Source organism: Blastococcus sp. DSM 46786 (genome assembly GCF_900109665.1).
Classification (GTDB): domain Bacteria; phylum Actinomycetota; class Actinomycetes; order Mycobacteriales; family Geodermatophilaceae; genus Blastococcus; species Blastococcus carthaginiensis.
The window spans coordinates 170701-195732 of sequence record NZ_FOAO01000003.1; the positions used below are offsets into that span (position 1 = coordinate 170701).

Annotated in this window: 15 protein-coding genes; 8 read left to right on the top strand and 7 right to left on the bottom strand. The window is 72.0% G+C overall.

Annotation, left to right across the window (positions count from 1 at the left end; translation table 11 throughout):
• Positions 1-3 precede the first annotated feature (3 nt).
• The 3 genes from BMW62_RS04380 (at position 4) to BMW62_RS04390 (ending at position 9758) form a co-directional block, all read left to right on the top strand.
• Positions 4-2343: a CHAT domain-containing protein gene (locus BMW62_RS04380; RefSeq protein WP_139206191.1), complete on the top strand. Its 2340-nt coding sequence runs from the start codon at positions 4-6 to the stop codon at positions 2341-2343.
• Positions 2344-2417: 74 nt separating this feature from the next.
• Entirely contained in the window at positions 2418-8645 is a 6228-nt protein-coding gene (locus tag BMW62_RS04385) for an ATP-binding protein (protein WP_139206192.1), read from the top strand.
• Between the two features lie 39 nt (positions 8646-8684).
• Complete coding sequence (locus BMW62_RS04390; protein WP_091929615.1) at positions 8685-9758, top strand: hypothetical protein; 1074 nt, start codon at positions 8685-8687, stop codon at positions 9756-9758.
• A gap of 535 nt (positions 9759-10293) precedes the next feature.
• Here BMW62_RS04390 and BMW62_RS04395 read toward each other — a convergent pair.
• Together BMW62_RS04395 and BMW62_RS04400 are read right to left on the bottom strand one after the other, a co-directional pair.
• Positions 10294-10800, bottom strand: coding sequence for a hypothetical protein (locus BMW62_RS04395; RefSeq protein ID WP_139206193.1), 507 nt, complete (start codon positions 10798-10800; stop codon positions 10294-10296).
• 617 nt (positions 10801-11417) lie between these two features.
• A complete protein-coding gene (locus BMW62_RS04400; protein ID WP_091929617.1) occupies positions 11418-13775 on the bottom strand; it encodes an SEC-C domain-containing protein in 2358 nt (785 codons plus the stop codon).
• A 393-nt stretch (positions 13776-14168) separates the two neighbouring features.
• Between BMW62_RS04400 and BMW62_RS04405 the strand changes: the two genes are divergently transcribed.
• Together BMW62_RS04405 and BMW62_RS04410 are read left to right on the top strand one after the other, a co-directional pair.
• Positions 14169-14402 carry an AbrB/MazE/SpoVT family DNA-binding domain-containing protein gene (locus BMW62_RS04405; protein ID WP_091929618.1) on the top strand — a complete coding sequence of 78 codons (234 nt, stop codon included), beginning with the start codon at positions 14169-14171 and terminating at the stop codon, positions 14400-14402.
• A 4-nt stretch (positions 14403-14406) separates the two neighbouring features.
• Positions 14407-14814: a type II toxin-antitoxin system VapC family toxin gene (locus tag BMW62_RS04410; RefSeq protein WP_211434974.1), complete on the top strand. Its 408-nt coding sequence runs from the start codon at positions 14407-14409 to the stop codon at positions 14812-14814.
• 552 nt (positions 14815-15366) lie between these two features.
• Here the strand turns inward: BMW62_RS04410 and BMW62_RS04415 are convergent.
• Both BMW62_RS04415 and BMW62_RS04420 read right to left on the bottom strand, forming a co-directional pair.
• Complete coding sequence (locus tag BMW62_RS04415; RefSeq protein WP_091929620.1) at positions 15367-16662, bottom strand: acyl-CoA dehydrogenase family protein; 1296 nt, start codon at positions 16660-16662, stop codon at positions 15367-15369.
• A gap of 829 nt (positions 16663-17491) precedes the next feature.
• On the bottom strand, positions 17492-17719 hold the full coding sequence (locus BMW62_RS04420; protein ID WP_170852201.1) for a response regulator transcription factor: 228 nt from the start codon (positions 17717-17719) through the stop codon (positions 17492-17494).
• A gap of 317 nt (positions 17720-18036) precedes the next feature.
• Between BMW62_RS04420 and BMW62_RS04425 the strand changes: the two genes are divergently transcribed.
• Together BMW62_RS04425 and BMW62_RS04430 are read left to right on the top strand one after the other, a co-directional pair.
• Positions 18037-18243 (top strand): DUF2191 domain-containing protein, encoded by a 207-nt coding sequence (locus tag BMW62_RS04425; RefSeq protein ID WP_091929622.1) that lies wholly within the window; start codon positions 18037-18039, stop codon positions 18241-18243.
• Positions 18240-18656 carry a PIN domain-containing protein gene (locus BMW62_RS04430; RefSeq protein ID WP_091929679.1) on the top strand — a complete coding sequence of 139 codons (417 nt, stop codon included), beginning with the start codon at positions 18240-18242 and terminating at the stop codon, positions 18654-18656. The genes BMW62_RS04425 and BMW62_RS04430 overlap by 4 nt, the downstream gene beginning before the upstream one ends.
• 159 nt (positions 18657-18815) lie before the next feature.
• Here the strand turns inward: BMW62_RS04430 and BMW62_RS04435 are convergent, their stop codons facing one another.
• Complete coding sequence (locus BMW62_RS04435) at positions 18816-19889, bottom strand: class I SAM-dependent methyltransferase (protein ID WP_091929680.1); 1074 nt, start codon at positions 19887-19889, stop codon at positions 18816-18818.
• Between the two features lie 88 nt (positions 19890-19977).
• Between BMW62_RS04435 and BMW62_RS04440 the strand changes: the two genes are divergently transcribed.
• Complete coding sequence (locus BMW62_RS04440) at positions 19978-22854, top strand: BTAD domain-containing putative transcriptional regulator (protein ID WP_170852203.1); 2877 nt, start codon at positions 19978-19980, stop codon at positions 22852-22854.
• 359 nt (positions 22855-23213) lie between these two features.
• On the opposite strand, the gene BMW62_RS04450 is transcribed toward BMW62_RS04440, so the two are convergent.
• Positions 23214-23489: a type II toxin-antitoxin system RelE family toxin gene (locus BMW62_RS04450; protein ID WP_091929625.1), complete on the bottom strand. Its 276-nt coding sequence runs from the start codon at positions 23487-23489 to the stop codon at positions 23214-23216.
• On the bottom strand, positions 23486-23761 hold the full coding sequence (locus BMW62_RS04455) for a type II toxin-antitoxin system Phd/YefM family antitoxin (protein WP_091929681.1): 276 nt from the start codon (positions 23759-23761) through the stop codon (positions 23486-23488). The genes BMW62_RS04450 and BMW62_RS04455 overlap by 4 nt, the downstream gene beginning before the upstream one ends.
• Positions 23762-25032: the final 1271 nt, after the last annotated feature.

Below are 25032 nucleotides of genomic sequence, written 5' to 3' on the forward strand. Positions count from 1 at the left end.
GACATGACCGTGATCTCCGGGCACGCGGCACGTCCTCAGGACAACGGTGGGCAGCCGACGGCCAGCGACCCCGGGCCGCAGAGGAAGCCCGACGGGCGCAATCTCCGGATCGTCGTATCCGCGGAGCCCACGGAGACCGGCTGGACCTTCGTCCTGACGTGCCCGGAGGACGCGGGATTTCGCATCGAGCGGGCCGCCGTCGTGGACGTCCTCTCGGGCTCCGTGCCGTTGCCCGCAACGCCGTGCTGCCACGGGCCGGAGGAGTGGTGCATCGGTAGCGACCCAGCAGCGGCCGACAGAGCACTGAGGAACCTGCGCTCGCGCAGCGGCAAGGGCGGAGTCGCGGTCGGACACCTCCTGTTCTCCGTGCTCCTGGGCGAGGACTGGCCGGAGGTCGGCCGGCTGGCCCGGGCGCACGACGCCGCGCGCGTCGAGCTGGCCCTGAGCTGGCCGCAGCAGGCGGCCGTGCTGAACCGCCTGCCGTGGGAACTCATGCACGACGGCGAGCGATACTTGTCCACCTCCGGTGGCGAGGTGGCGGTGGCGGTCACCCGTGTGGTGGCCGGAACCCGGCACGGCATGCGGGAGCTGTCGGTCCCGCCCCGGGTCCTCTACGTCGTCGGAGCCGCGCTGACCGACGAGCAGATCCGGCCCGGGACCGAGATGCTGTCGCTCCTCCGTGAGATCCGGGCAGCCGGCCGTCGCATCGACCACCGCGTCCTGGACCAGGCGACGCCTCGTCGGCTGGGTCGCGCCGTGGCCAGCTACCACCCCGAGATCGTCCACTTCATCTGCCACGGTGGGGAGACCGACGACCATCGGGGATTCCTGCGGCTGCTGTCCGACGATGCCGAGGGTGCGTCGGTCGACCTCACCGCCGACCAGTTGCTCGAGCACCTCCGCATCGAGGGCGCCCCACCGCCTGCCGTGGTGCTCAGCGCCTGCGACACGGCGGGCGCGAGCGGGACGGCACGGAAGCGCACGCTGGGCGGACCGGAGCTGGCGGCGCCGCTGTCGGTCGACCTCGTGCGGGCGGGTGTGGCCGTGGTCCTCGCCATGGCGGGCACCGTGGCCGACCGCACCTGCCGCGTCTTCACCCGGACGTTCGGCGCGGCGCTGGCCGCAGGGAGTTCACTGGTCACCGCGACGGCGGAGGCCCGGCGCTTCGCGTTCGCGGAGACGCCGGGGAGAGCGGGTGTGGACTGGGCCCTGCCGGCGGTGTTCTTCTCGGCCGGCGTCGATCCGGACGACGTCCACTACACGGAGGACCCCGGCCAGAGGCTGGTGGAGCAGTGGCTCGGGGGTCTCACCGAGAGCACACCGGTGTTCTGCGCGCGGGAGGCGTTCTTCGACACGTTCTGGTCGATGCTGTCGGCGGGGAACGGCGGTCGCAGCGGATGGGAGCCCGACGAGTTGTCCGAGCCGAAGGCCGCCCTCGCGATCGCCGTGGACGACGCGGCGGCGGGCATCGGCAAAACCCGGCTGCTGGAGGAGTTCCAGCGCGCTGCGCTCGTCAACGGGCACCTGCCGCTCCTCCTCGGCTCGAAGGGGGACGGCCCTCCCTCGGACCTGCGCGCCTTCGTGCACGGGCTCGGGCAGGCCTTCGGCGAGCTCACGTACAACGTCCTGGACATCGGTCCTGGTCACGGTCGCCAGCTGCACGCGCTCAGGAAGGTGGGTCCCTTCGCCGACGCCGGCGACATCCCGGGTCTGGACGAAGCCGTCCGGGAGGCGCTGGACCTCGGCCTCGGCGCCGCCCTCCGGGCGGCCCTCAGGTTCGACGCCACGCGGCTGCTCGACGCCGTCCGGCAGCAGTTCCCCGACGTGTTCACGGCGGCGTCCCGCTGCGTCGTCCTGATCGACGACCTCGGCCGCGAGAGCATCCCCCTCCTCACCGAGCTCTTCGAGCGCAAGCTGCTGACCGATCACGGGCTGGGCTCTGCCAGCCTGCCCGTACCGGTGGTGCTCACGGTGCGGTACGAGAAGGAGTTCGACATCCGCCGCAAGCTGGCGGAGAGCAGCGATCGACGGTCGGTAGGGGTACGGCACCTCGTGCCCTTCGACGCGAACACCGGCGAGGACCTCCTCGCCTACGAGCGCGTGATGCTGCACCCGTTCCGGGAGGGGCGGGGCGAGGACCTGGGACGGCGATGGGTCTTCGACCGCGATCTCGACGAGGAGCGGTGGACGAGGTGGACCAGTCGCCTCCGGGACTTCCTCCAGGGGACGCCGGCCCACTTCCACGACATCAACTACGTGGCGGCTCTGGCGGTCGGTGTCGACGGCAACTACCTGCTGCCGGCCACCGACGAGGACGAGTGGCGGCAGGGGGGAGCAGCGTGACCGCGCCCGCACTGGCGGCGGCGACGCCGCTCGGCGATCGCGAGTGGCGCGTCACCGAGCTGAGGTCGAGGGTCGTGAGGCTGGGGCCCGAAGCGGTGGCCCGGCTGGCCCTCCCGCCGCTGTGGACGGAGTCGATTGCGCTCCGGAGCGGTCTCTTCCCGGGCCGGGAGGAGCTGTCGGCCTTCCTCCAGGAGTGCGAGCGGCACAACTGGTGCGCCCGCCGTCCCCTGCAGTACCACGCCGGCTCGGCCGAGGAGCCTGCGGAGCTGCTCGTCACGGCCACCGTCGAACTGCTGCGGGCCGCCGCGCCCGACGCGGTCCTGGTCCGTGCCGGCCACGCCGCCCTGGCTGCCCTGTCGCGCCTTTCCGACGCCGAGCGGGCCGAGGCCGGCCGGCGGCTGGCTCCGGCCCTCGATCTCCTCGCCACCTCGTCGGTCGAGGGGTTCGGCGAGTTCGGCCGCTACTCCGCCGGCGGCGTGCCGCCGTCGCACACCTCTGCGGGCACCGGGACGCCGGGACGGCTCCGGCCGGACATGCCGGCGACCGAGCTCGCAGCCGAGGCGACGCCGCTGGTCGGCGACCTCCCCGGCGGCGCGCTGGCCGAACTCGTCAGGCGATGCGTGGAGCAGGCGGAGGTCCGGTCCGCAGCCCGGCTGCTCGCCGCCGCGGCGCGCCGGCTGCCGGGGGAGGAGGTGCGCCGCCTGGTGGAGGTCCTCGTCGCCCGGCTGCCGGCGGACGACCTGTCGGAACAGGTCGCGCTGGGCCACCTGGCCACGGCGGCGGCGATCGGGGACGCCGTCGACCGCGCACTCGAGCTGGTGCAGCGGCTCCAATCCGAGCGGTTGCGGGCGCGCACGCTCGCGGGACTGGCGGCGATGCTGGTCCAGCGCGCGGGCGCGAGGCCGCGGGTGGAGCAGATCCTGCAGCGGCTCACCCGGACGGTCGTCCAAGGATCCGACGTCGATCTCGCCGCGGCGGCCGACGCGGTGCAGCAGCTCACCGACGCGGGGGCGCCCGGCACGGCCGCACCGCTGGTCACGCTGGCGGACCGGGCTCTGGAGAACCGCACCCGCCGCGGGTCGGAGGTGACGGCGCTCGTGCGACTGGCGAGCGCCTGCGCGCGCTCGGGGACCGGCGAACAGGCGGGCAGGTTCCGCACGGCGGCGCTCCAGGCGGCGCGCGCCGAGGGCGATCCGCTGGTGCGGGCCGGCGCCCTCCTGCAGGTGCTGACCGACCTCCCTCACGAGACACGGCCCCAGGTCGCCCAGGAGGCGCTGGAGGCGGCTCGCGGCGTCGTGGACACCGATGACCGCGCCGTCCTCCTGGCCCGACTGGTGCCGCACCTGCAGGAGCTGGTGCGGACCGAAGCACTGGAAGAGCTGATCGGCCTGTGCACACCGGACGACAGCCGCTACATGTTCTGGATGCCCGAGGCCGCGCGCAAGGAGCTGCTCCCGCTCCTGGACGGCCTGGGAAGCGGCCTGGGAAGGCCTCGCCTGGCGGACGTCGCCCGTGACGTCGCCCGGCGCCTCGTCGAGCTGTCGACCGTCGGGGCGCCGGAGCGACGGGAGCGCCCGGGGGTGCCCGTCGTCCTGCCCCCGACCACGCGGCGGTGGGCAGTCCTCGCCTCCCGGCTCCGGCCTGGTGACACCACCGGGACCGCGGTGGGGGACATCCTCCTCGGCCAGGTGGAGTCGCTGCTGAGATCGGGAGCCACCGCCGAGGCTCTGCGCTGGGTGGAGTCGGCGCGGCAGCTGCTGCCCGTGGTGCACGGTTCCTACGAGACCAGCGTGCTGCTCGCCGAACGTCGCATCGAGGTCGAGCAGCGCAACCAGTACGACCACCGGCAGCTCGAACGCTTCCTGGAGCGGGCTGAGCAGGTGCGGGCGTTCGAGGAGCTGCTCGCCGCGCGCGACGACGGCGCCTGGGCGCTGCACTACCTCGGCCACGGGGGCGTGGGCAAGACGACGTTGCTGCGCTTCATCACGGCCGAGCGGGCACCTCGCGCCGGGCGGGTCACGGCCCGGGTGGACTTCGATCGGCTCAACCCCGACTTCCCGCTCCGCCGCCCGGGCCAGCTCCTGCTGGACCTGCTGACCGAGCTCGAGCCCTTCGCCACCGGCCACCTCCTCCACCTCTACGTGACGGCCAGGGAGAAGCTGCGGCACCTGGAGTGGTGGGCGGACGAGCAGGACTCCAGGCAAGATCTCGCCCTGGCGACCGAGCGGTTCTGCGAGTACGTCAGCAAGCTGCCCCGGTCGGTCGTCATGGTCCTGGACACGTGCGAGGAGCTGACGAAGTACCAGCCCGGCGGCACGTCGGTTCCCCGGCTCGACGCCGCGTTCGAGCTCCTGGAGAAGATCCACCGCCGCGTCCCGTCGCTGCGTGTGGTCCTCGCCGGCCGGCGGCCTCTCGCGGCGTCGGGGCCGGGCTGGCGGATCGACTCCGCCGACCTCCCGGCTGTCCCACCGGTCAAGGACTACCTCGCCGTCCACGAGATCCTCGGCTTCACCCGGGAGGAGGCCATCGCCTACCTGACGACGGTGGAGGACCTCCCGCTCGACGACCCCGACGTCCTCGACCGGCTCCTCGCGCGCTGCGTCGACCCGCACGAGATCGCCGTCATCGGCGGTGACCCGGCCGGGACCCGGTACAGCCCGTTCGACCTGGGGTTGACCGCTGCAGCGGTGCGGGACGACCCGCACTACGCCGAGGTCGCGCCGAGCGAGGACGTCTACGTCGAGACCCGCGTGCGCCGCCGTCTGGGCGAGCGCTGGGGGGGCCTGCTCGCCGTGGTCACGCTCCTGCGCCGGTTCGACCCGGACATGCTGGCCGCCGTCGTGCCGCCCGAGAACCTCGACGACGCCTGGCGTGAGCTCAAGGCGACCGAGTGGATGACGTCCGCCTACGACGGCGCGCTGCACCGCACGTTCCTCGAGGTCGACCCCGGCCTGCAGCGCCGCCTGGAGCAGTACTTCCGGCGTCCGGCCCATGCCGCCGAGCTGGAGCGGGTCCGGCAGGGCCTCGGGACCGCCCTCGACCGGCTGGTGCGCGCGACGGACCTCGACGAGCTCTCGATCGAGGCGGTCGAGGCGGCGTTGCGCACGCTCGATCCTGGCGCCGCAGCCCGGCTCGTCGAGTGCCTGACCGCCACGGTGGCACGGGACCGGGCGTGGATGTGGGCGCACACCGTCTTCGGCCGGGTCCTCGGTGCGGAGGGGGTGCTGGCCGATCCCACCGCCCCTGCCCGGCCGGGGGCGCTCCTGCTGTACCTGACCGCGGCGTCGCACATGGCGAGCGCGACCGCCCGGACCGAGGAGTGGCTCGAGGTGATCCGCGGCGCGGCCAACCACCCCGATCCTGTCCACGGCACGTGGATCCGCACGGTGGCCGCGCTCCACGTGGACCCGGAGGACGCGGAGGCGTTGGCGGCAGGCCTCTCCGCGGTCGAGCAGCTGCTCGGCGCCGAGCCGGCGCGGGCGACGTGGCTGCTGGGCACGTGCCTGTCGGTCCTGGAGATGCGCGCGTCCCGGACACCGGACGACGAGCTGGCCGATCGACTGGTCCGGACCTCGGAGGTCCTGGACCGGAACGGCTTCCACGGCGTCGCGGCGCTGCTCCTCGCCGAGGCCTCGTCGTGGGTCGCCGAGGACGGCAGCCGGCGGTTGGACCTGCTGCGCACGGCGGTCCGGGTGGTCGAGCAGGCCGCTCCTGCCGCGGAGCCCGCGTCGTGCGTATCGGCCGACTGGACAGCGCCGGCTCGGGCGCAGGAGCGGGTTCGGCTGCAGGCGGTCCTGGCCGGCGTCGTCGGTGACCGGGAGAGGTGGTTGTCCGAGGCCCTGGCGGCCTCTCCCCCCACCGACCCCGACGCCGACCGCCTGGCAGCGGCGCTGCTCGACGACTGGCTCGGGGACGCCCCGGTGCCGGTCGAGATCCTGCGCGCCGCTGCTGCGGCGCTGGGGGAGAGGCCACCACCCGCGGGCGGTGACCGCTACGCCGGGGTGCCGCCGCTGCGGGTCGCGCTGTCGCGAGGGTGGCTCGCCATCGGGTGCGGGCAGAAGGCGCTGCACGCGCTGGGTCCCCGCGGGCGGTTCGCGACGACGGCGGCCGATCAGCTCGCGCTCGACCTCGGCCGGGTGGACGTCGCCCGGAGACTGCGGTTGGAGGAGCAGGACCGGCGGCTGCGGACCTCGCTGTGCGAGTCCCGACGGCCCTCCGAGGTGCCGCGCGTGGTGGAGGCCGTCGGGCTGCTCGACGGTCGGCCGCCGGCGCCGCGCCGCGGAGCCGACGCGGCCGACGTCCACGTCCTCTGGCGCGTGTCCTCCACCCCGTCGGCAGACCTCGTGCAGCGTGTCAGGTACCTGGCCGTCGCCGGTGCCCGAGGGGAGGCGACGACCGGGCCGTTCGAGCGCGTCGCCTCGTCGCTGGACGCGGACGAGGCGCGCCTCGTCGGTGATCCCTCCGCGCCGGTCCGGCCGATCACCGGCGAGCGCATCGACTGGCAGGCCCTCGCCGCCGACGTCGGCCAGGAGCAGGCTGCCCGGCTGCTCCTGCGGGCGCTCGCGATCGAGCACCTCTCGCCGGGCGAGCGGCACGAGATCCTGGAGCGGGTACTCGGCGGTCCCCGGCGGCCGGGCCCTCGCCGGCTGGCCGAGTGGGCGCTGGAGGAGGGCGAGTTGCTGGCCCTACGGCTGACCGAGCCGGGGGCAGGCCTCCTCCGCCAGGCTGCGGTCTGGTTCCAGGACGCCGGCGACCCGGTCGGGCGTCTCATCGCCACGGTCGGCGCGGAACTCACCGCGGAACGAGGCGGCCGCAGGCCGGACCTGCGGGCGGTGGACGCAGCACTGGTGGCGGCGCAGTCGGTCGTCCCGGTGCTGCCCTCGTCGGTGTCGGCGCTGACCCGGACCGGTCCGACCGAGGTCTCCGGCGACTGGACGGGGATGCTGATCCGGCTGACCGCGCTGGCGCGGGACAGCAGGCTGCTGCGCACGGAGACCAGGACGCAGCGGGGCTACTCGTCTCCGGAGCTGGCCGTGGAAGGACCGCGGCCGGGGCCGATGCAGGAGGTAGCCGAGGTCCCGTCGACGGTCGACTCGATCCGCGCCAGGGCGGCCCGCCCGGTGGGATCCCCCGGACGGGCCGCCGGACCCCCGACGGCAGCAGCGGGGACGGCGTCGTCCGGCCGGGGCTGGGTGCTGATCGGTGTGGTCGTCGTCGTCGCCGTCCTCCTCCTGGTCGCGGCGGGAGCATGGCTGGCCTACCGGGGATTCTCCGGCGCCGTGTCGCAGCAGTGGCCCGGCGCGCCGACGGCGGTGCGCGTCCTGTCGTTCGTGGCGGTGGTGGCCGCCCTGTGCTGGGTGGTCGTGCGGATCGTCACGGCCGGCCCGACGGTCAACCGGCTCCACGTCGAGGTCACCGGTGAGAACGACGTCCTCGGGATTCGCGCCAGCGGCTTCCGCAAACGCCGGCTCCTGCCGACCCGGCACGCCTCGGCACACGTGGACCTGCAGCTGCGCGGCTCGGGAGCGGGGGCGTGGTCCTCGGGGGGCCCCCCCCTGGCGGCGCAACTGCGGGCCCTGGCTCACCCGACGGCCCCGCTGCGGGTGGATGTCGGGTCTCCTCCCGCGGCCATGGGGCTGCCCTGGGAATCCCTGCTGGGGGAGGAGTTGCGCGATCTCGGCCCGGTCCGGGTGCACCGGAGCTTCATCCGCAGCCGGAACGTCCGGACGTCTGCCAGCCCGGCCCCGCTCAGCGGCCGGCTGGCCTACGCCGCTCCGCCCGAGTGGGTGTCCCTGTTCCAGGCGCTGCGCTGGGATCGCGTCGCCGAGGCCACGGGCCCCGTCGTCGTCGAGCCGATGACGGCCGCCGCCCCACCGGGACGAGGGGACATCGCTGTGATCGTCGGGGTCCCGATCGACAGCGCGGTCGGCCCCCGCCTCGTCGTCCCCTCGATCCTGTTGGTCGAGCCGGACGCCCTGAAGCCCGAAGGCTCTCTGGTCGTCGTGGCCGGGCTGCCGCTGCCGGACCGACCCGAGAGTTCGACGGACGCGGCCGACATGCACGACCTCCGGCGGTGTGCCGCCGATCTCGTCGTCGCCGGGGCGGACTACGCCGTCGTCCTGCCCAGCCTTCCGGCCACGGTCCTGACTCACTGCCTCAGCACGCTGACGGAAGCCCTGCGGCCTTCGGCACGGCTGTCCCCGCGGGCGGTGGGAGCGGCCGTGGACGCCATCCGGCAGGGGCTCCGGCAGTTCGAGCTGGCCGCAGAGCTCGAGGTGACGGAATTGCACGCACAAGGCTGAGGTCTGCCAGCGGCGACCGACCGGGGAAGAGGGGCTGTCATGGGGTGGTGGGACGCGATCAAGCGGACGGGCCAGCGCGCCGCGAACCCGTACCTGGTGAGGGAGTTGCCCGACGAAAGCAGCCGGCCTCTGAAGGCGGACAGCGATTACCTCAGGGTGTGGTTGTGCGAGATGTTCCTGGCGCAGCGCTCGACGTTGCTCGCGCACTGGTTGCCGGCGGCTTCGGTGTCGGTCTCGCTGACCGTGGCCGGCCGGCCGACGCTCCAGGTCACCCGCATGTTGCGCCCGAAGCTGACGCCCAGCGACGGCGGAGTGGCGCTGCTCAACTACCCGGTCACCGACTTGCTCCCCTATCCCGGTGGCGTGCTGGAGATCGATGCTGCGCTCTTCGGCCTGCAGTCGGGCACGCGGCTCGACGTGGTCGTCGACGTCCTCCAGGCCGTGTCGCACTTGCCCATCCCCGCTGTCGACCAAGCGGTCACCGTTGCCCAGCAGGTGGCGACGGGGGCCCGCGACCTCGTCGCCGGGACCGACGGCCAGGTCCACCTCGACGTGCACCAGGGCTGGTCCAGTGCGCCGGAGAGGGATCCAGGACAGGCATCGAATTCCTCAGGCCTGCGCGGCACGTACCTCGCCGCCCTCCTGGCCACCGACGAGCAGGTCGATCCGGGGACGTTGCGCGTCGTGGACAACCGGCTGCACACCCTCAACGGCGGCGGCACGACCTCGCACCTGGTCGGCTGGGACTTCCTCCTCCTGCGGGTGGAGTCGCGATCCGAGCGGGACGACTTCTGGCTGCCCGAGCTCGAGGAGCAGTTCGGTCGCGCGGTGGATGCCCTGGAGCAGGGCATGCCCGAACTGGCTCAGAACTACCGGAGCGCGGCGGTCGCCATCGCCTGGAAGTCGCCGAACTTCACCTGGTCCGACCGGGACAGGATCATCACCGCCGTGCACGCCCGCTTCGACGCGCTGGCGAACAGGGGGAGGGGTGCCGCCGCGGCTCCAGCGCCTCAGGACCTGTCGGAGCTCGTGGAGATGTACGGAGACTCGGCAGACGCGATCCGGGCCCACGGTCCCCTCACGGAGGAACAGGCATTCGCGGGCCGCGGGTGACCCGGCAGATCGACCGAGCGTGCGCTCGTCGAGCAGGCGCTCACCGCGGCACGCAGGCGCCGTAGCCCTGGCACGTCTCCGCAGCACGGCTCGGGTGGCGTCGAGGTCGCATCCGTCGGACGAGTTCAGGTCCATCAGCACGACGTCCGGGGACAGGCGCCCGGCGAGCGCGACGGCCTCCGACGTCGTCGCGCCTGAATGGGCTCACCGGCTCGGCGTCGGCAGCTCCGTCCGGCACACGTCGGCCAAGCCGAGCGGCGGCGGCGTAGCACGCCCGCGGCCATGGGCGGGTTGGGTGGAAGCCGGCCGCGGTCGAGGGGGCAGGCACGGTTGGCCCGGTCCGGCCGGGTGTCCGGGCCACCTCGTGTCCCCGCCGGTCGACGGTGACCCGCAACGGTTGCTTCCCCTGGTGGGGAGTGGCCCCGGATGAGGCCCGGAGGCCGGTCCTCGAGGGTCGTCGACGGTTGGGGGCCTTCCCCGTGTCCCATGTCGCAGTCCACGAGGGGAGAAGCGACCGGGCGCAGCACCACTGAAGTCAGTCCACGCAGACGGGGGTCATGGTTTCCGCAACTATCTCGCCATCCACCTCGGCGTACAGATTGACCGGTTCCTCCTCGCAGTAGTCGAGGTGGGCGGTGAGACCTTCCACTACTCGCAGATCTCCAGTGCTATCGGTGTCCACCCAGAGGGACAGGTTGTATGGATCGTCGAAGACGTGAATCTGAGTATCGGCCGGGAAACCTGAACCAACGATCGCCCACGGTTGGTAGAGGCCGACCTGCTCGGGAGTCACCGAGAGCACGGGCGGGGCCGGCAGCGCTGAGTCGTCCGAGTCTTGAACCGGCAGGTCCACCTGTGGTGCCGTCTCAGGCTGCATCGGAGGTGACGGCGCTGGAGAGTCAGGATGCGGGGTCGACTCCACCGTCTGCGGCGCGTCCGTGAGTGTTGACGCCGTGCGCGAGTCCGGCCTGACAAGTCCCGTCTGGATCATGGCAGTGATCACGGCGGCGACCGCTGCAATGAGCGCGCAGGTGATGGCCACCCTGCCCCCGCCGCTTCCCCCTTCGGGCACTGAGGCCTCCTTCACCGCCAGGGACCTGACGCTGCCCCAGCGTCGGGGCAGACAGGTGGAGCAGGAGTCGACACCAACCGCCCGAGGACGCGTCCGCTGCGGTCATGCTGATCCTTCCGAGGGGTCCACACAAGACCTCTCGACACATCGTCCCGACGGCCATCCTCCCGGAGTCATCCCACCCGGCCGGCCCCTCCTGCTCGCCAAGGGAGGAGGCCATGGCCGGCGAGGCCCAGCGAGTGCAGCGGGCATCCGCGCGGTCGGTCGCTGGGCAGAGGATGCGCCGATGGCCTGCCGTGGCCACCGCCGGCCGAGCATCCGGTCACCTGGGGAGGTGTGATCAAGGCTCGGTGTCCGAGGCGGGGACACGCTACATGCGCACACGTCTCGTTCCACGAAGCCAGGAGATTCCCTGACGACTTCCAGGCCGGCACCCGTCCTGTGAGAGCGGCGGCTGCAGACAGCGTGCTACGGCGAGACTGCCTCCGGGCATCAAGGCATCGCCGGAAGTTGGAGCAGTTCGCGCAGCCGATGCGGCCGCAGTCCGACCGCGCCGCTGGCCGGATCGACGTGCGGAAAGCTGGCGATCAGCCGGGACAGCTCGTCGCGGCGGGTGGGGTCGGCAGCCGCCTCCTGCGGGGTGCGGCCGCCGAGCGCCGGTACGGGCTCCCTGCACCACGCGCGCTCCTGCTCGTCCAGCCACTCGAGCAGGATGTCGTCGGGCACCGTGGGCGACTCGGAGGCGGGGCGCGCGATCGCTGCCGACTCGATCGGGCCACGCTCGTCGAGGACCAGCCGAGCGGCAGGGAGGTCGGAGCGGATGTCGGCCAGGCAGGCATCGAGCCGGGCGGCGGACATCGTCCGCACGGTGAGCGTGTCGTCCTGCAGGCGAAGCCAGGCCAGGACGGTGCGCGAAGCGGCTGTGGCCGCACCCTTCTCCGGCGCCGCGAACGACAGCCGCCGTCGTCGTCCCGCTCGTAGCGGTGGTCGAGCACGCTGCGTGCGGAAGACGGGTCGGGAACGCGAAACTCCGCGCGACAGTCCAGTAGGGGCTCGCCGTCCGTGGTGATGAGCCGCGGCGGTCGGCGCAGGTCGGCGACGTACTCGAGCAGCGCAGGCCCGTCGTGCTGGTCCAGTAGTTCGAGCAGCGCCGCCTCGGTGCCGGGCGCCACCGGGAAGAGGCCGCCGACGAACTGGTGCGTCTCGCCGTCGGGAACGATGCGGGCGCACACCAGCGTCCCGCTGCGGGCGGTGCGGCTGAAGGTCCGCTCCCGGACGTCGAGACGGTCACCGGTCCGGAGGTCCCGAACGGTGAGACCACGGCCGGGGACGACGTCGAGCACCTCGCAGACCGTCCGCTCGACCAGGGCCCACGAGGCGGCCAGCAGCGCCTCGTCGTCCGGTAGCAGCGGCCCTCGATCGTCGAGGAACCGCGGCCACCAGCCGCCCTCGTGCAGCACGGTGTCGGACACCAGTGGGTCCTCCAGCGCGTCGTCGATCGCGTCGGCGTCGGCGTCGGCGGAGACGAGGGCGAGCGCATGCTCGGACACCACCGACCGCACCTCGCCCCCGCGCCGCTCCAGATAGGCCACCGCCTTCCGGTACAGCCAGCCGACCCGGTCGGGCAGCGAAGGCTGCTCCGGGCGGTTCAGATGACACACCTTGTACTTGCGTCCCGATCCGCACCAGCACGGCTCGTTGCGGCCGAGCGACCGCTCCACCGGCGCTTCCGCGAACCGCTCCAGAACGGCCAGGTCCGGGCTGTCCTGTCGGGAGAATCCCAGCCGGCGCAGCCGTGCGACCGCAGCGACGGCGTTCCCGCGGTCGGACTCGTACCACGCGAGCCGGTCCTCTGCAGCCGGCCAACCGGGATCGGCACGGACGGCGGCCCGGAGCTGCGTCTCCGCGTCCTGAGCGGCACCCAGCCGCTCTGCCGCCGCCGCGGCCAACCAGTGCGCGACCGCCTGCTCCGCGGGTCGCGAGGTCAGTGCGAGCAGGCGGTCGGCGTGCACAGCGAGTCGGGCTGCGCGGTCCGCATCGTCGGACGTTCCGAGGAGCTCGTCGACGACCACCTCCAGGACGGGCAGCGAGTACAGGTTCCGCAGCACCTCGTGCGCCGCCGTCCGGTCGGGGATGCCCTCGTCGAGAAGCTCGAGCGCCCGTCCCGCGGCGGACACCTCCGGGCCGGCGCCGAGCCGGTGGATGATCCGGTAGTGCCGGTCGGCGATGGCCGCCTGGCGCCACACGGACTCCTCGTGGGCGAAGCTGGCCCCGCGCAGCTCCAGGCCCGCCGCGACGGCGAGCTCGGTGAGCGGGGGCGCCGGCTGAGCGAACGCCCCCCGGTCGCGGACCAGCGTCGCGAGCAGCAGGTCCTCAGCGGGAACCGGCAGCCAGGGCTCCTCGACCTCGGTGTCGTAGGCGGCGCGCACCGTGCCGACCAGCTCGTCGGCGGCAGTGGGCTCGGAACTGAGAGCCGCGAGTGCGATCTCGCCGTCCGCCTGCGCTCGGACGGTGAGCAGCGAGCCGGCCGGAAACGAAGTCAGCCAGTCGCGGGGGCCGAGCCACCGTGGCAACCCGTCGTCCCCCACGCAGTCGTGGATGGCCTCGCCGTGGTGCTGCAGGCCGGTGCGTGCGAAGCCGGGCAGGTCCACGGCGAGCAGCACACCCGACTCCCTCTCGTCGTCGGTGAGCCGATGGGTGAGGACGACACCGTCGAGCAGAGCGGGGACGTGGACCAGCAGGTCCGGCGCGAGCATCGCGATCGGGCTCTCGTCGTCCCGCAGCAGACCGTCGATGACCCGGTCGAGGAGCTGCTCGACCAGCGGGTCGTCGGGGGTCGCGCCGAGCTGCTCGATCACCAGCCGGTCGACGTCGTCCGTCCCGACCGGCTGCCGCTCCCGGACGACGGCGACGACGTGCTGCTCGATCTCCTCGCCGGTCGGCACCGGCAGCCGGGCGAGCGCCGCGAGATAGCCCTCCTCGTCGAGGTCGACCTCCGCGTCGGCGCCGGTCCCCAGGACGCGGTCAGCGTCAGGCGGAGCTGCCGGTGGACGGTCGCCCGGTCCAGTCCGGCGTCGAGCAGCCGGAGGGCGGTCCGCCACACCTCGGCGGGGTCGTCATCGGTGATCTGGCGAGCGAGCATCTCGCCGATCAACGCGCGGACCGCTCCCAGCGCAGCAGGCCCGTGCGATCCGGCATCGTCTGCGGCCGCCAGAAAGGCTGCTCGGGCGTCGTCCATCGCAGTGATGCTAGGCGGCCGGCCCAGGTGCCCAGCAGGACGTCTCTCACGTGGACGCAACGCCGGAGTGTTAATCCCATGCAGATGGTAGCGTCGTGGTATGCGCACGACCATCGACAAGGCAGGACGTCTGGTCATCCCCAAGGAGTTGCGCGAGCGTGTCGGCCTGGGCCCAGGTGAGGTCGACATCCGCGTCGAGGGTGCGACGTTGCGGGTGGAACCGCTGGCCAGCGATCGGCTGACCGAGCGCAACGGTCGACTCACGGTGCCGGCAAGTGGCGATGCGCTCGATGACGATCGGGTCCAGTACCTGCGCGATGTCGACCAGCGGTAGCTCCGTGCCCCACCTGCTCGACACCAGTGCCGCGATCGCCTTCCTCGTCCAGGATCACGAGCACCACGAGGCGACCTTCTCTGCGCTGGCCGATCGGCAACTCGGCTTGGCCGGCCACGCCGCGTTCGAGACCTTCTCGGTCCTGACCCGCCTGCCGTCGGCGTCCCGACTGGTCCCAGGGGCTGCGCACCGGCTATTGGCGACCAACTTCCCGCACAGTCGCTTCCTGAGCAGCGAGAAGACCGCCGTCCTGCTCGCGACGCTGGCCGACCTGCGCATCGCCGGCGGCTCGGTCTACGACGCGCTGGTCGGGGCCGCGGCTGCCGAGCACGGGCTCACGCTGATCAGCCGCGACCGTCGTGCGCTCGACACCTACCGCGCACTGCACGTGTCGGTCGAGATGATCGATTGAGCGGGATGGACTCCGGGCTCAGCCAGCCGCTTGCCCATGAGGCAGCGACCAGCGGGCGGCGGAGAAGTGAGTCCACCCAGCCGGCCGTCATCGTCCTTCGCGCATCGAGCCGATGCGCCGACATCAGAACGGGGAGGCCCCCCGCCGACCCAGAAGCCGTGGGGGTCCAGCTCGGTGTCCGAGGGGCGACACGCTACGTGCGCACACGCCCTCCTCCGGGCCCCCGTCAGCCCTGACGGCCGTCGCCCCTCGCTGATGACCGTCTGCAGCACTCCGGGGTCGCCTCGATGCCCGCCACCACGCCCGCGAGGGTGGGCCCGACCCGCCGTGGAGGTCGAGCAGCCTCCACGGCAGGCCGGCGCAGTCGTCCTCCACCAGCACGACGGCGGGGCCCGGTCACCTCGGCGACCGGGGCCCGCCGTGGTGGGTTCGAGGGTGCTCATCGGATGCGTGTGCCGACCGGTCCGGCCGCGACGCTGCGACGGGGGGCGGGGGACGACGGACTCGACAGCCGTCCACCAGCCAGCGGCGGCGAGCGGTCGGCTGAAGCGCTCAGGGGCCGGCGAAGACGCCCTCGCCGAGGGCTTCGGATCGACCCGGGGCAGGTTCGGCGTAGCGACCGGCCTCGTGGCGGGCGACGACGAAGTGGTGCACCTCGTCGGGCCCGTCGGCCAGGCGGAGGGTGCGCTGGCTGGTGTACATGTCGGCCAGCGGCGTCCACTGCGACACCCCGGTGGCGCCGTGGATCTGGATGGCCTGGTCGATGATCTGGCACACCCTCTCCGGCACCATCGCCTTCACCGCCGAGACGTAGACGCGGGCCTCGGAGTTGCCGAGCACGTCCATCGCCTTGGCGGCCTTCAGCACCATGAGCCGGCAGGCATCGAGCTCGATGCGCGCCCGCGACACCGTCTCCATGTTCTTGCCGAGGTGGAGGATGGGCTTGCCGAACGCCTCCCGGAACTTGCCCCGGCGGATCATCAGCTCGAGGGCCTTCTCGCCCTGGCCGATGGAACGCATGCAGTGGTGGATGCGCCCGGGCCCTAGACGCACCTGGCTGATCTCGAAGCCACGGCCTTCACCGAGGAGCATGTTGGATGCGGGCACGCGCACGTCGGTGAACCGGAGGTGCATGTGGCCGTGGGGCGCGTCGTCGCGGCCGAACACGCGCATCGGGCCGAGGACGTCGACGCCGGGCGTGTCCATCGGTACGAGGATCTGGGACTGCTGCGCGTGCGCGGGCGCGTCCGGGTTGGTCTGGCACATGACGATCATGATCTTGCAGCGGGGGTCCCCGGCGCCGGAGATGTAGTACTTCTCGCCGTTGAGGACGTACTCGTCGCCGTCGCGCACCGCCTGGAGCCGGACGTTCTTGGCGTCGGAGCTGGCGACGTCGGGCTCGGTCATGGCGTAGGCGGAACGGATCTCGCCGTTGAGCAGGGGCTCGAGCCACTGGGCCTTCTGCTCAGGGGTCCCGACGCGCTCGAGCACCTCCATGTTGCCGGTGTCCGGGGCCGAGCAGTTGAGCGTCTCGGAGCCGAGCGGGTACTTGCCGAGCTCGACGGCGATGTAGGCGTAGTCGAGGTTGGTGAGGCCGCCGACCTCGGAGTCGGGGAGGAAGAAGTTCCACAGGCCGGCCTCCTTGGCCTTGGCCTTGGCCGCGTCGAGCGCCTCGAGCTGACCCGATGCGTACGTCCACGGGTCGGCGCGCCCCTCGCCGAGCCGGAAGTACTCCTCCTGCATCGGCGCGACAACGTCCTCGAGGAACCGGACGACGCGGTCGAAGAGCGGCCGGGCCTCCTCGCTCATGCGCAGGTCGAACAGCTCCGTCGGTTCAGCGGTCTGCATCAAGGGCCTCTCTCAGCTGGGACGTGCGGCGGCCTGGGGATCCTCACCGGGAGCGCCGCGAGAAGCGCAGCGACGACATGCTCCCGGTAGGACGGGACCCCGAGCGTGGCACAGCGGGTGGTCGACCGCTCGAACCGGTCGAACTCCTCGAGCGGGACGGGTTCCGGTGCTCCGGGAACCGCATGCCGCCCGATTGGCCGGGGCCGCTGCCCTGCAGCGGTCTGCCGAGACCGTCGCCAATCTGACTGCCTCGGAGGCTGTCGGGGCTGTGCAGCCGTAGCGGCTGCGCGGCAGGCCCAGGCTCTCTCACCTCGCCGGAGGCTGAACGGGCCGTCGCCGAGTCGATGCGCTGGCTCGGCTGCACCAGCATGGGCGTGGCACCCGTCGGCGCGGACGCTGGCACCGACGTGCGCTCCGTCGAGACGGCTCTGCTGTCGCGACGACGGAAGCGACGACGGGAGCGACGTCGTTCCCCGCAACGACGAAGCCCCACGGGGCCGCCGTGGGGCTTTCGCTTTGTGTCCGAGGGGCGACACGGTACATACGCACACGGCTGGGGCGCTCTGCCGGCTGATGCCGGGGCAAGAACCTGCCCGCCCTCGGCCGGGAGGTCGTCGGTGGAACGGCTGCCAGGGCCGGAGGCCATGGGTCCTGCCGGTGTCCCGGGGAACCAGTCGACACGCCTGCACCTGCTGCTAGACGGGTACCGCTACGACGGAATCGGAGGGCGCTGGCGCGGGTCGTGGCAACTCGGGCCAGGGTCGACACCGCCGTCATCGGACGGCTCGTCGCCGCGGCGAACATTGCATGCCGTGCCTGCGCTCCGACATCAGCGGCGAGCCTCACCGGGGATGATCAGGCCGGTCTCGTAGGCCAGGACGACGGCCTGCACCCGGCCCCGAAGACCGAGCTTGGCCAGGATCCGGTTGACGTGGGTCTTCACCGTGGCCTCGGCGATGAACAGCGTCCGCGCGATGTCCTCGTTGGTCAGGCCCCGGGCCACCAGCTCGAGCACCTGCCGCTCGCGTTCGGTCAGCTCCCGGACGGCGGCGGGCACCCCGCTGGTCGGTGGTGGCCGGCGGACGTGCTCCTCGATGAGCCGCCGGGTCAGCGCGGGGGCGAGCAGCGCCTGCAGCGGATAGACCCGTCATGGCATGTGGTGCAGTAGAAGCCACCGCGGATACCGGCCAGCTTGCAGCCCAACAAGCGGGCGTAGTCATGCTGGTGTGCATCAGCTGGTGTCCGAGGGGCGACACGCCACATACGCACACGGATTCGAGCGTGGCGATCGGCGCAACCGAGAGGTTGTGCGGAATGAGTGCATCGATATACGCTGAATTCTCCTAGTATATATTCGCCGAGAGGTACTCCCGGATGACGAAGCGCCTGATCGACCTGGATGACGAGCTGCTGGCGCAGGCGCAACGCGAGCTGAATACCACCGGGGTGTCGGACACGGTCCGCGCCGCCTTGCGGCAAGCGGCGAACGCGGCCGCGCGCGCCCGGCAGGTGGCCTGGCTCCAGGAGGGTGGGCTCGAGTCGATGGCAGATCCGCGCCAGCGGTCTGACGTGTGGCGGTGATCGCCCGGTTCCTCATCGACACCAGTGCGGCGGCCAGGATGCGGCTGGCTGCTGTGTCCGACCGACTGGAGCCCCTCATCACCGGGGGGCTGGTGGCTACCTGCGCCGGCCTGGATGCCGAGGCGCTCTACAGCACACGGAGCCCGGCGGAGTACGAGCAGGTGCGGGCCGACCGCCGTGAGGCGTATGAGTACCTGCCCACCGACGATGGCCACTGGCAACGGGCATTCGACGCGCAGCGTTTCCTGGCTCGCACGGGGCGGCATCGAGCGGTGGGCATCATCGATCTGTTGACGGCGGTACTCGCGGCTGAGCACGGGATGACGATCGTGCACTACGACGCCGACTTCGAGATGGCTGCCGAGGCACTCGAGTTCGAGCACCGATGGGTCCTGCCGCGAGGAGCCGTGTAAGGGGCTTCCCATCAGTGTGCATCAGCTGGTGTCCGAGGGGCGACACGGTACATACGCACACGGCTTTCGTCGCCGAGACGGTGAGGGACAGAGGGCCTCCACCGACTGACAGCGTGTCAGAAGCCCTCGAACCCGCGCCGGCGAGGAGCTGTTCAGGACCTACGGCTTCGCCTCGACCACCATGTTGAAGTCGTTCTCGGCCGCCCGGCGAACGGAGCTGTAGCCGGCTTCGGTCAACGCGTCTCGGAGCCGCGCCTCGCCGGCCTGTGCACCCAGCGCCAGGCCGACCGGCTGGGACAGGGAGTTCGGCGTGCAGAAGAAGGTCGACGCCGCGAAGCCGAGCGCTGCCATGGGCGCCGTGGCCAGCGTCGTAGCGAGGTCGTCGGCGGCCAACGGCTCCACCAGCACCAGGGTGCCGTCGGGGGCGAGGGAACGGCGCGCGTGCGAGGCCGCCCCCACCGGGTCACCGAGGTCGTGGAAGGCGTCGAAGAACGTGACGACGTCCACCCCGGTGTCCGGGTAACCCTGGCAGAAGTTGACCTCGAAGCGCACCCGGTTCGAGACCCCGGCCTCGGCGGCCCGCTTGGTGGCGGTCTCGACCGAGGGTCGGTGCACGTCGTACCCGACGAACTGCGAGTTCGGGTACGCCTCGGCCATCAGCAGGAGCGGAGCGCCGTGCCCACAGCCGACATCGACCACCGTGGCGCCCGCCTGGAGCTTCTCGTGGACGCCGTCCAGCGCCGGGATCCACTCGCTCAGCAGGCTGTTGCGGTAGCCGACGCGGAAGAATCGCTCCGTCGACTCGAAGGTGGCCGGATCCTGGTCGGCCCACGGGATGCCGGCACCGCTGCGGAACACCTCCACCAGCTGGTCGGTCCGGCGGTGCATGCCGCTGATCAGGGGGGCAGCACCGATCATCGCGGCCGGCGAGTCGTCCGAGGCCAGCACGGCGGCATGCTCGGGCGGCAGGGTGAAGGTCCCGTCGATCGGGTCGAACGTCACGAAGCCGACCGCCGCCTGCTGCGACAACCACTCGCGTACGTAGGGCTCGGCCGCTCCGGCCTCTCTGGCGAGCTGCGCGGGGGTGAGCGGCCCGCCCGCCGCCATCGCGGCATACAGGCCGGCCCGGTCGCCGACCACCATCATCGCGGTCGTCGCCCCGCCGGCCAGCACGGCGCCGACCTGCTGGGCGAACGCCCCGACCTTCTCCATGTCCGGTGCAGCGGTAGTCATGGCTCCTCCTCTTCGGATCGATGCGGGCCAGCGTGGTCCCCGCAGGATTCACGGGGGTTTCACGCGGGATTCGGGCACACTGGAGGAAATGCCTGAGCTGCTGTTCGGCGTCCTCGGAGCGCTCGAGGTCCTGGTCGACGGGCAACCGCGGAACATCCCTCCGGGCCGTCGACGGGCCGCGCTGACGTGCCTGCTGGTACACGCCGGACAACCGGTCTCGGCGGACGCGCTCATCGAAGCGGTCTGGCGCGACGACCTGCCGCAGGTCCCGCCGAAAGCGCTCCGCACCATCCTTTCCCGGCTCCGCACGGTGCTGGGCCGCGACGCGATCGGGTGGGGGCCGGCCGGGTACCGGCTCACCGGCGCGGCGGTCGACGCAGCGGAGTTCGAGGAGCTGGTCGAGCGAGCCAAGACGGCCGAGCCGCAACTGGCCGGCGAGGTGCTCGGCCGCGCCCTGGCACTGTGGCGGGGGCCGGCGTACGGGGAGTACGCCGACGCGCCCTTCGCCACCGCCGCCGCTCATCGTCTGGAGCAGATGCGCAGGGACGCTGTCGAGGCGCGAGCGGCAGCGCTCATCCGGGCCGGCGAGCCGGGTGCGGCCGCGGTGGTGCTGGAGGAGATGCTGGCCGAGCAGCCGTTCCGGGAGCATGCGCTGGAGCTGCTGGTGACGGCGCTGTACCACGGGGGCCGGCAGGCTGCGGCACTGGAACGGCTGCGGTCCTATCGGGCCCTGCTCAGTGCGGAGCTGGGACTGGACCCCTCGCCGGACCTGGTCGCCCTGGAGGGCCGAATCCTCGGGCATGCCCTGGAGCCGGTCCGGTGGGACACCTCCGGGGTGCCGGCGTGGCTGGACATCTCGACCGCGTTCGTGGGCCGGGAGGACGAGCTGGCCGATCTGGTCACCGCCGTCGCAGGGAACCGGGTCACCGTGGTCACAGGCCCCGGCGGAGTCGGCAAGTCCCGGCTCGCGGCCGAGGCGATCGCCGGCCTGCACGACCGGCTGGGTCTCACGGTTGCGGTGATCGAGCTGGCGCCCGTCGTCCCTGGGCGGGTCACGACGACGGTGGCCGACGTGCTCGGGCTGCGGCCGGGAACCGACTCCGGGACGCACTCGGTTCTCGACGACCTCGTGGAGTACCTCAGCGCCGTGCCGCACCTGCTGGTGCTCGACAATTGCGAGCACGTGAACGGCGAGGTCGTGCCGCTGGTCTCCGTCATCGCCCAGCGGTGCCGAGACGTGCGGGTGCTGGTCACGAGTCGGCGGCGGCTCGGGCTCGCCTCGGAGCTGGTTCTGCCGCTCGGTCCGCTGCGGGTGCCCGACCCGGACACCACCGTCGGCAGCCAGGGCGCTGCAGCCTCCGTCCGGCTGTTCGGCGACCGGGTCCGCCGGCTGCGCCCGACCTTCGCCGTGACCGCCGACAACATCGTGGAGGTCGCGGAGTTGTGCCGGCGCTGCGACGGGCTCCCGCTGGCCCTCGAGCTCGCGGCGTCCCGCACCGCGACCTCCGGTGTCAGCGGCGTGCTCGCGCGGCTCCCGACCGACGTCGTCAAGAAGTCCGGTGGGCTGTCGGCGGTGGTGGCCTGGTCCTACCAGCTGCTCCAGCCCGGTCAACAGGCACTGCTCGACCATCTGTCCGTCTTCGCCGGCGACTTCTCGGCGGACGCGGTCGTGGGCCTGATGGCGCACGTGCCCGGGTGGTCCGGCGACGTGGACCCGGTCCTCGCCGAGTTGATCGAGTCCTCACTGGTCATCCACCACGAGACCAGCAGCGGGTCGCGCTATCGGCTGTTGGAGATGGTCCGGGCCTTCGCCGCGCGCCGTCTCGAGGAGTCGGGTCGTCGGTCAGAGGCCGGGTCGGCGCACGGCGCGTGGGTGCGCGACGTGGTCGCCCAGATCCGGCACGACTGGTCTCGAGTCGACGGTGCCGTGGTGGCGGCTCGGTTGACCGCCTGCAGCACCGAGGTCGAGAGCGCCCTGCGGCGAGCCCTGGATGCGGGGGAACTCGTGCTTGCCTCGGAGATTGCGCACGCCGTGGCCCGCTGTCTGCACTGGACGCCCAGCCTGGAGCTCCGGGACCTGATGATCGAGGTGGGGGAGCGCGGGGCAGCAGACCCCACCCCGGACGTGGCCGCCGGGCTTGCGACCGCTGCGTTCTCGATCGGCGAGCGGGGCGATCCCGCACGCGCGCGCGCGCTCGGAACAACCGCGCTGGCGGTGTCCCAGGACGCCAATTCCGCGGCCACGGCGCAATTGGCCCTCGCCGTGGCCGCGATGTATGCCGGGGACCTCGCCGACTCCGGTCGGTGGTTCCGAAGCCTGGCAGCCATTCCCGCGCTGACCGGGGAGGCGAACGCCTCGCTGGCGTTGATCGCGTGCTACTCGGACGAATTGGTCGCCGCACGGGAGCACGCCGAGATCGCGCTCGCCGCCAGCCCCTCGGGCAGCGACGCGTCGTGTGCCTTCGCCCGGTATGCCGCCGGCGAGGTCGAGGCCCGGACCGACCCCTCACGCGGCGCAGCACTGCTGGGGGAGGCGTCGGCGGAGGCTGACCGCGTGGACGCGGAGCAGGTCGGCCGGGTGTCTCGCATCGCGCTGTTCGCCCTGCTGGTGCGCGGCGGTCGGCACGACGACGCGATCGTCCTGGGAGTGGCCCTCTTCGCGCACCTGCGCCGGTTGGGCGCTTGGACCCAGGTGTGGACCCTGCTGCGGATCCTCGCGGAGCTGCTGACCGAGAAGGGGCGGTGGGCCGACGCGGCGTTCTGTCTCGGGGCGGCGCAGGGCGCGGCCGCTGCGCCATCGCCCATCGGCCAGGACGTCGAGCGATACCTCGTGCTCGAGGCCACTCTGTCCGAACACCTGGGCGCCCACGTGCTGGAACAGACCCGGATGGTGGCTACGGCGACGCCGCGGGCACGGGTTCTGACTCGGGCCGAACGGGCCCTGTCCGAACTCCAGGGCAGATAGGGAGATGCCGTCGGGTCGGTCGTCAGGCTACGTCGCCGTCGGCTGCGAGTCGGTCGGCGTCTCCGGCGGGGCGGTCACGCGCGTCTCCGGCGGGAACGCGTCGACTGGACGTGGGCACTCTTTCTGGAAGACGGTGAGAAGCGCGACGTAGTACGCGTCGGCTCTGCCGGCGTCGATGAGGATCGTTTCGACGACGGGGTCGATACTCCTGTGCTGCTCCGCGCCGTGCGGAGTGCAGGGGGCGACCGCCTCTGACCGCCGCACGGAGTCAGGGCGGGCGGTGTGCCTATCGCTGTGTCCGAGGGGCGACACGCTACATACGCACACGGCTGCTCGACGTGGCTCCGAAGCGGCGGTGATCAGCCGTAGACGTCGGCGCGGTGTGAGATGCGAACGACCCGGACCAGGACCTCATCCTCGTGGATCGAGTAGATGACGCGGTACTGGCCCCTGCGGGCGGACCAGTAGCGCTCCAGGTCGAAGCGCAAGGGCTTGCCCACGCGGCGGGGGCCCTCAGCGAGTGGCCCGTAGAGGAAATCGACGACGGCGACAGCGACTGCTTCCGGTAGGTCCCGCTCGATGGCGCGCTTGGCCGCCGCGGACACGACGACGTTGTAGATCGGCGACTCGCTCATCGGCGACGTGCGGCCAGAGCGGCGCGCACGTCAGCCTCGGCGTAGACCTTCCCGTCGCGCATCTGCGACTCCGCCTGCCTGATCTCGGCCACGGCCTTGGGGTCGGACAGGATCTCGAGGGTTTCGACCATTGAGTCGTAGTCCTCGACGGCGAGAATGACGGCGACGGGACTGCCGTTCTTGGTCACTGTTACTCGCTCATGGGTTCCCGCGACCTCGTCGATGACCCGGCTGAAGTGTGCCTTCACGGAGGCCAAGGAGAGTGTCGACATGACCCGAATTATGGTCAAACAGCCATCGGCGGTCAAGGAGCCACCAGCGCGGTAGCCACAGCGTCTCTGGGCCTCGTGGCCACGAAAGACCACCTGGCGAAACAGAACCCCCACGGCCGGCGGCCATGGGGGTTGTCTGCGGTGTCCGAGGGGGGACTTGAACTCCTGTCCGCAGTTGAGCATCTAGATGCGTCCTGGCGCCTTGGCCTGCGCTTTTGCCTTCACCGGCGACGCCGAGACGGCCCAAATTCGCATTCAGATACTGCTGAATGCGCGGGCGGCAGTATCACGCGGAGTATCACGAGGCGATCCTTCGCGGACCCGACTCCTGACCGGTCGGCCAGCTCGGTCCCGGGTATGCCATCCCACGCAGACGACGCGTTGTCGGCTGGGCGGCGAGTTGTCGGTACTGCCGCTGGGCGTCCTGGTTGCGATCAGCTCGGTCGTTATGGGATGCATGGCTACCGGCTACCGGCTACCGGCTACCGGCTACCGGCTACCGGCTACCGGCAGAGGTGTCGTTTAGGCCTCCGAGAGCGTCGTCGACGGCCACGCCGAGGACGGCCAACAGGGGTAGGCGTGGGATGAGTACTCGTCGACCCAACCGGACCACCGGCAGCTCGCCGTTCTCGATGGCTCGGGTCACCGTGCGGACGTCGACACCGAATACCGAGGCCGCCTGTGCGACGGTCACAACGGCGGAGCCGCTGGCTCTGAGGTCCTCAAGGTTCACCGCGATCCCTCCCAACCAGCGATGACGTCGGGCTGGACCGGACGCGCCGCAGGGCCGGCCTCCGCCCTTGCCGGAGGCCTTGGACGGATGGTCGTCCTACAGCCGGCCCGGAGCAGGCCCACCGCCTCCTCCGGCGTCAGCAGCAGGGGATCGGCGCCCAGCACGTCGTGGAGCAGTTGAGCATCGCCCATGTCGTTATCCTCCGGAACTGTCCCGCTCCCGCTGACACGGGTCCGGACCGTGCTGGAGCGATTGCTGCCTGCCGTCCAATGGTCTCGAACGAGGCTCCAGAAGTTCTCTCGTTCCAGTGAACGGGAGCACCGCCCGTCTGCCGTCATCAGCCAGGCCGGCGCCTCGGATGCGTCTTCGGCTACTGGAAGATTCCTGGGGAAGTACCGGAGGTCAGCCTCGTGTACGGGCCAGCGGCTACTCGCCGGGTGCGCGTCATAGTGGGACGCCCTTACGGACAGCGCACGGAGCTCGGCCGCGCGGTCCCGCCCGCATGACTTCGACTCGACTCGCTTCGCTCCGCTCCGAG

Excerpts from the sequence above, each read along its gene's own strand:
- BMW62_RS04415 (WP_091929620.1), bottom strand. The coding sequence starts at position 16,662 with ATGCAGACCGCTGAACCGACGGAGCTGTTCGACCTGCGCATGAGCGAG.
- BMW62_RS04440 (WP_170852203.1), top strand. The coding sequence starts at position 19,978 with ATGCCTGAGCTGCTGTTCGGCGTCCTCGGAGCGCTCGAGGTCCTGGTC.
- BMW62_RS04380 (WP_139206191.1), top strand. The coding sequence starts at position 4 with ATGACCGTGATCTCCGGGCACGCGGCACGTCCTCAGGACAACGGTGGG.
- BMW62_RS04405 (WP_091929618.1), top strand. The coding sequence starts at position 14,169 with ATGCGCACGACCATCGACAAGGCAGGACGTCTGGTCATCCCCAAGGAG.
- BMW62_RS04390 (WP_091929615.1), top strand. The coding sequence starts at position 8,685 with ATGGGGTGGTGGGACGCGATCAAGCGGACGGGCCAGCGCGCCGCGAAC.
- BMW62_RS04435 (WP_091929680.1), bottom strand. The coding sequence starts at position 19,889 with ATGACTACCGCTGCACCGGACATGGAGAAGGTCGGGGCGTTCGCCCAG.
- BMW62_RS04455 (WP_091929681.1), bottom strand. The coding sequence starts at position 23,761 with ATGTCGACACTCTCCTTGGCCTCCGTGAAGGCACACTTCAGCCGGGTC.
- BMW62_RS04450 (WP_091929625.1), bottom strand. The coding sequence starts at position 23,489 with ATGAGCGAGTCGCCGATCTACAACGTCGTCGTGTCCGCGGCGGCCAAG.
- BMW62_RS04425 (WP_091929622.1), top strand. The coding sequence starts at position 18,037 with ATGACGAAGCGCCTGATCGACCTGGATGACGAGCTGCTGGCGCAGGCG.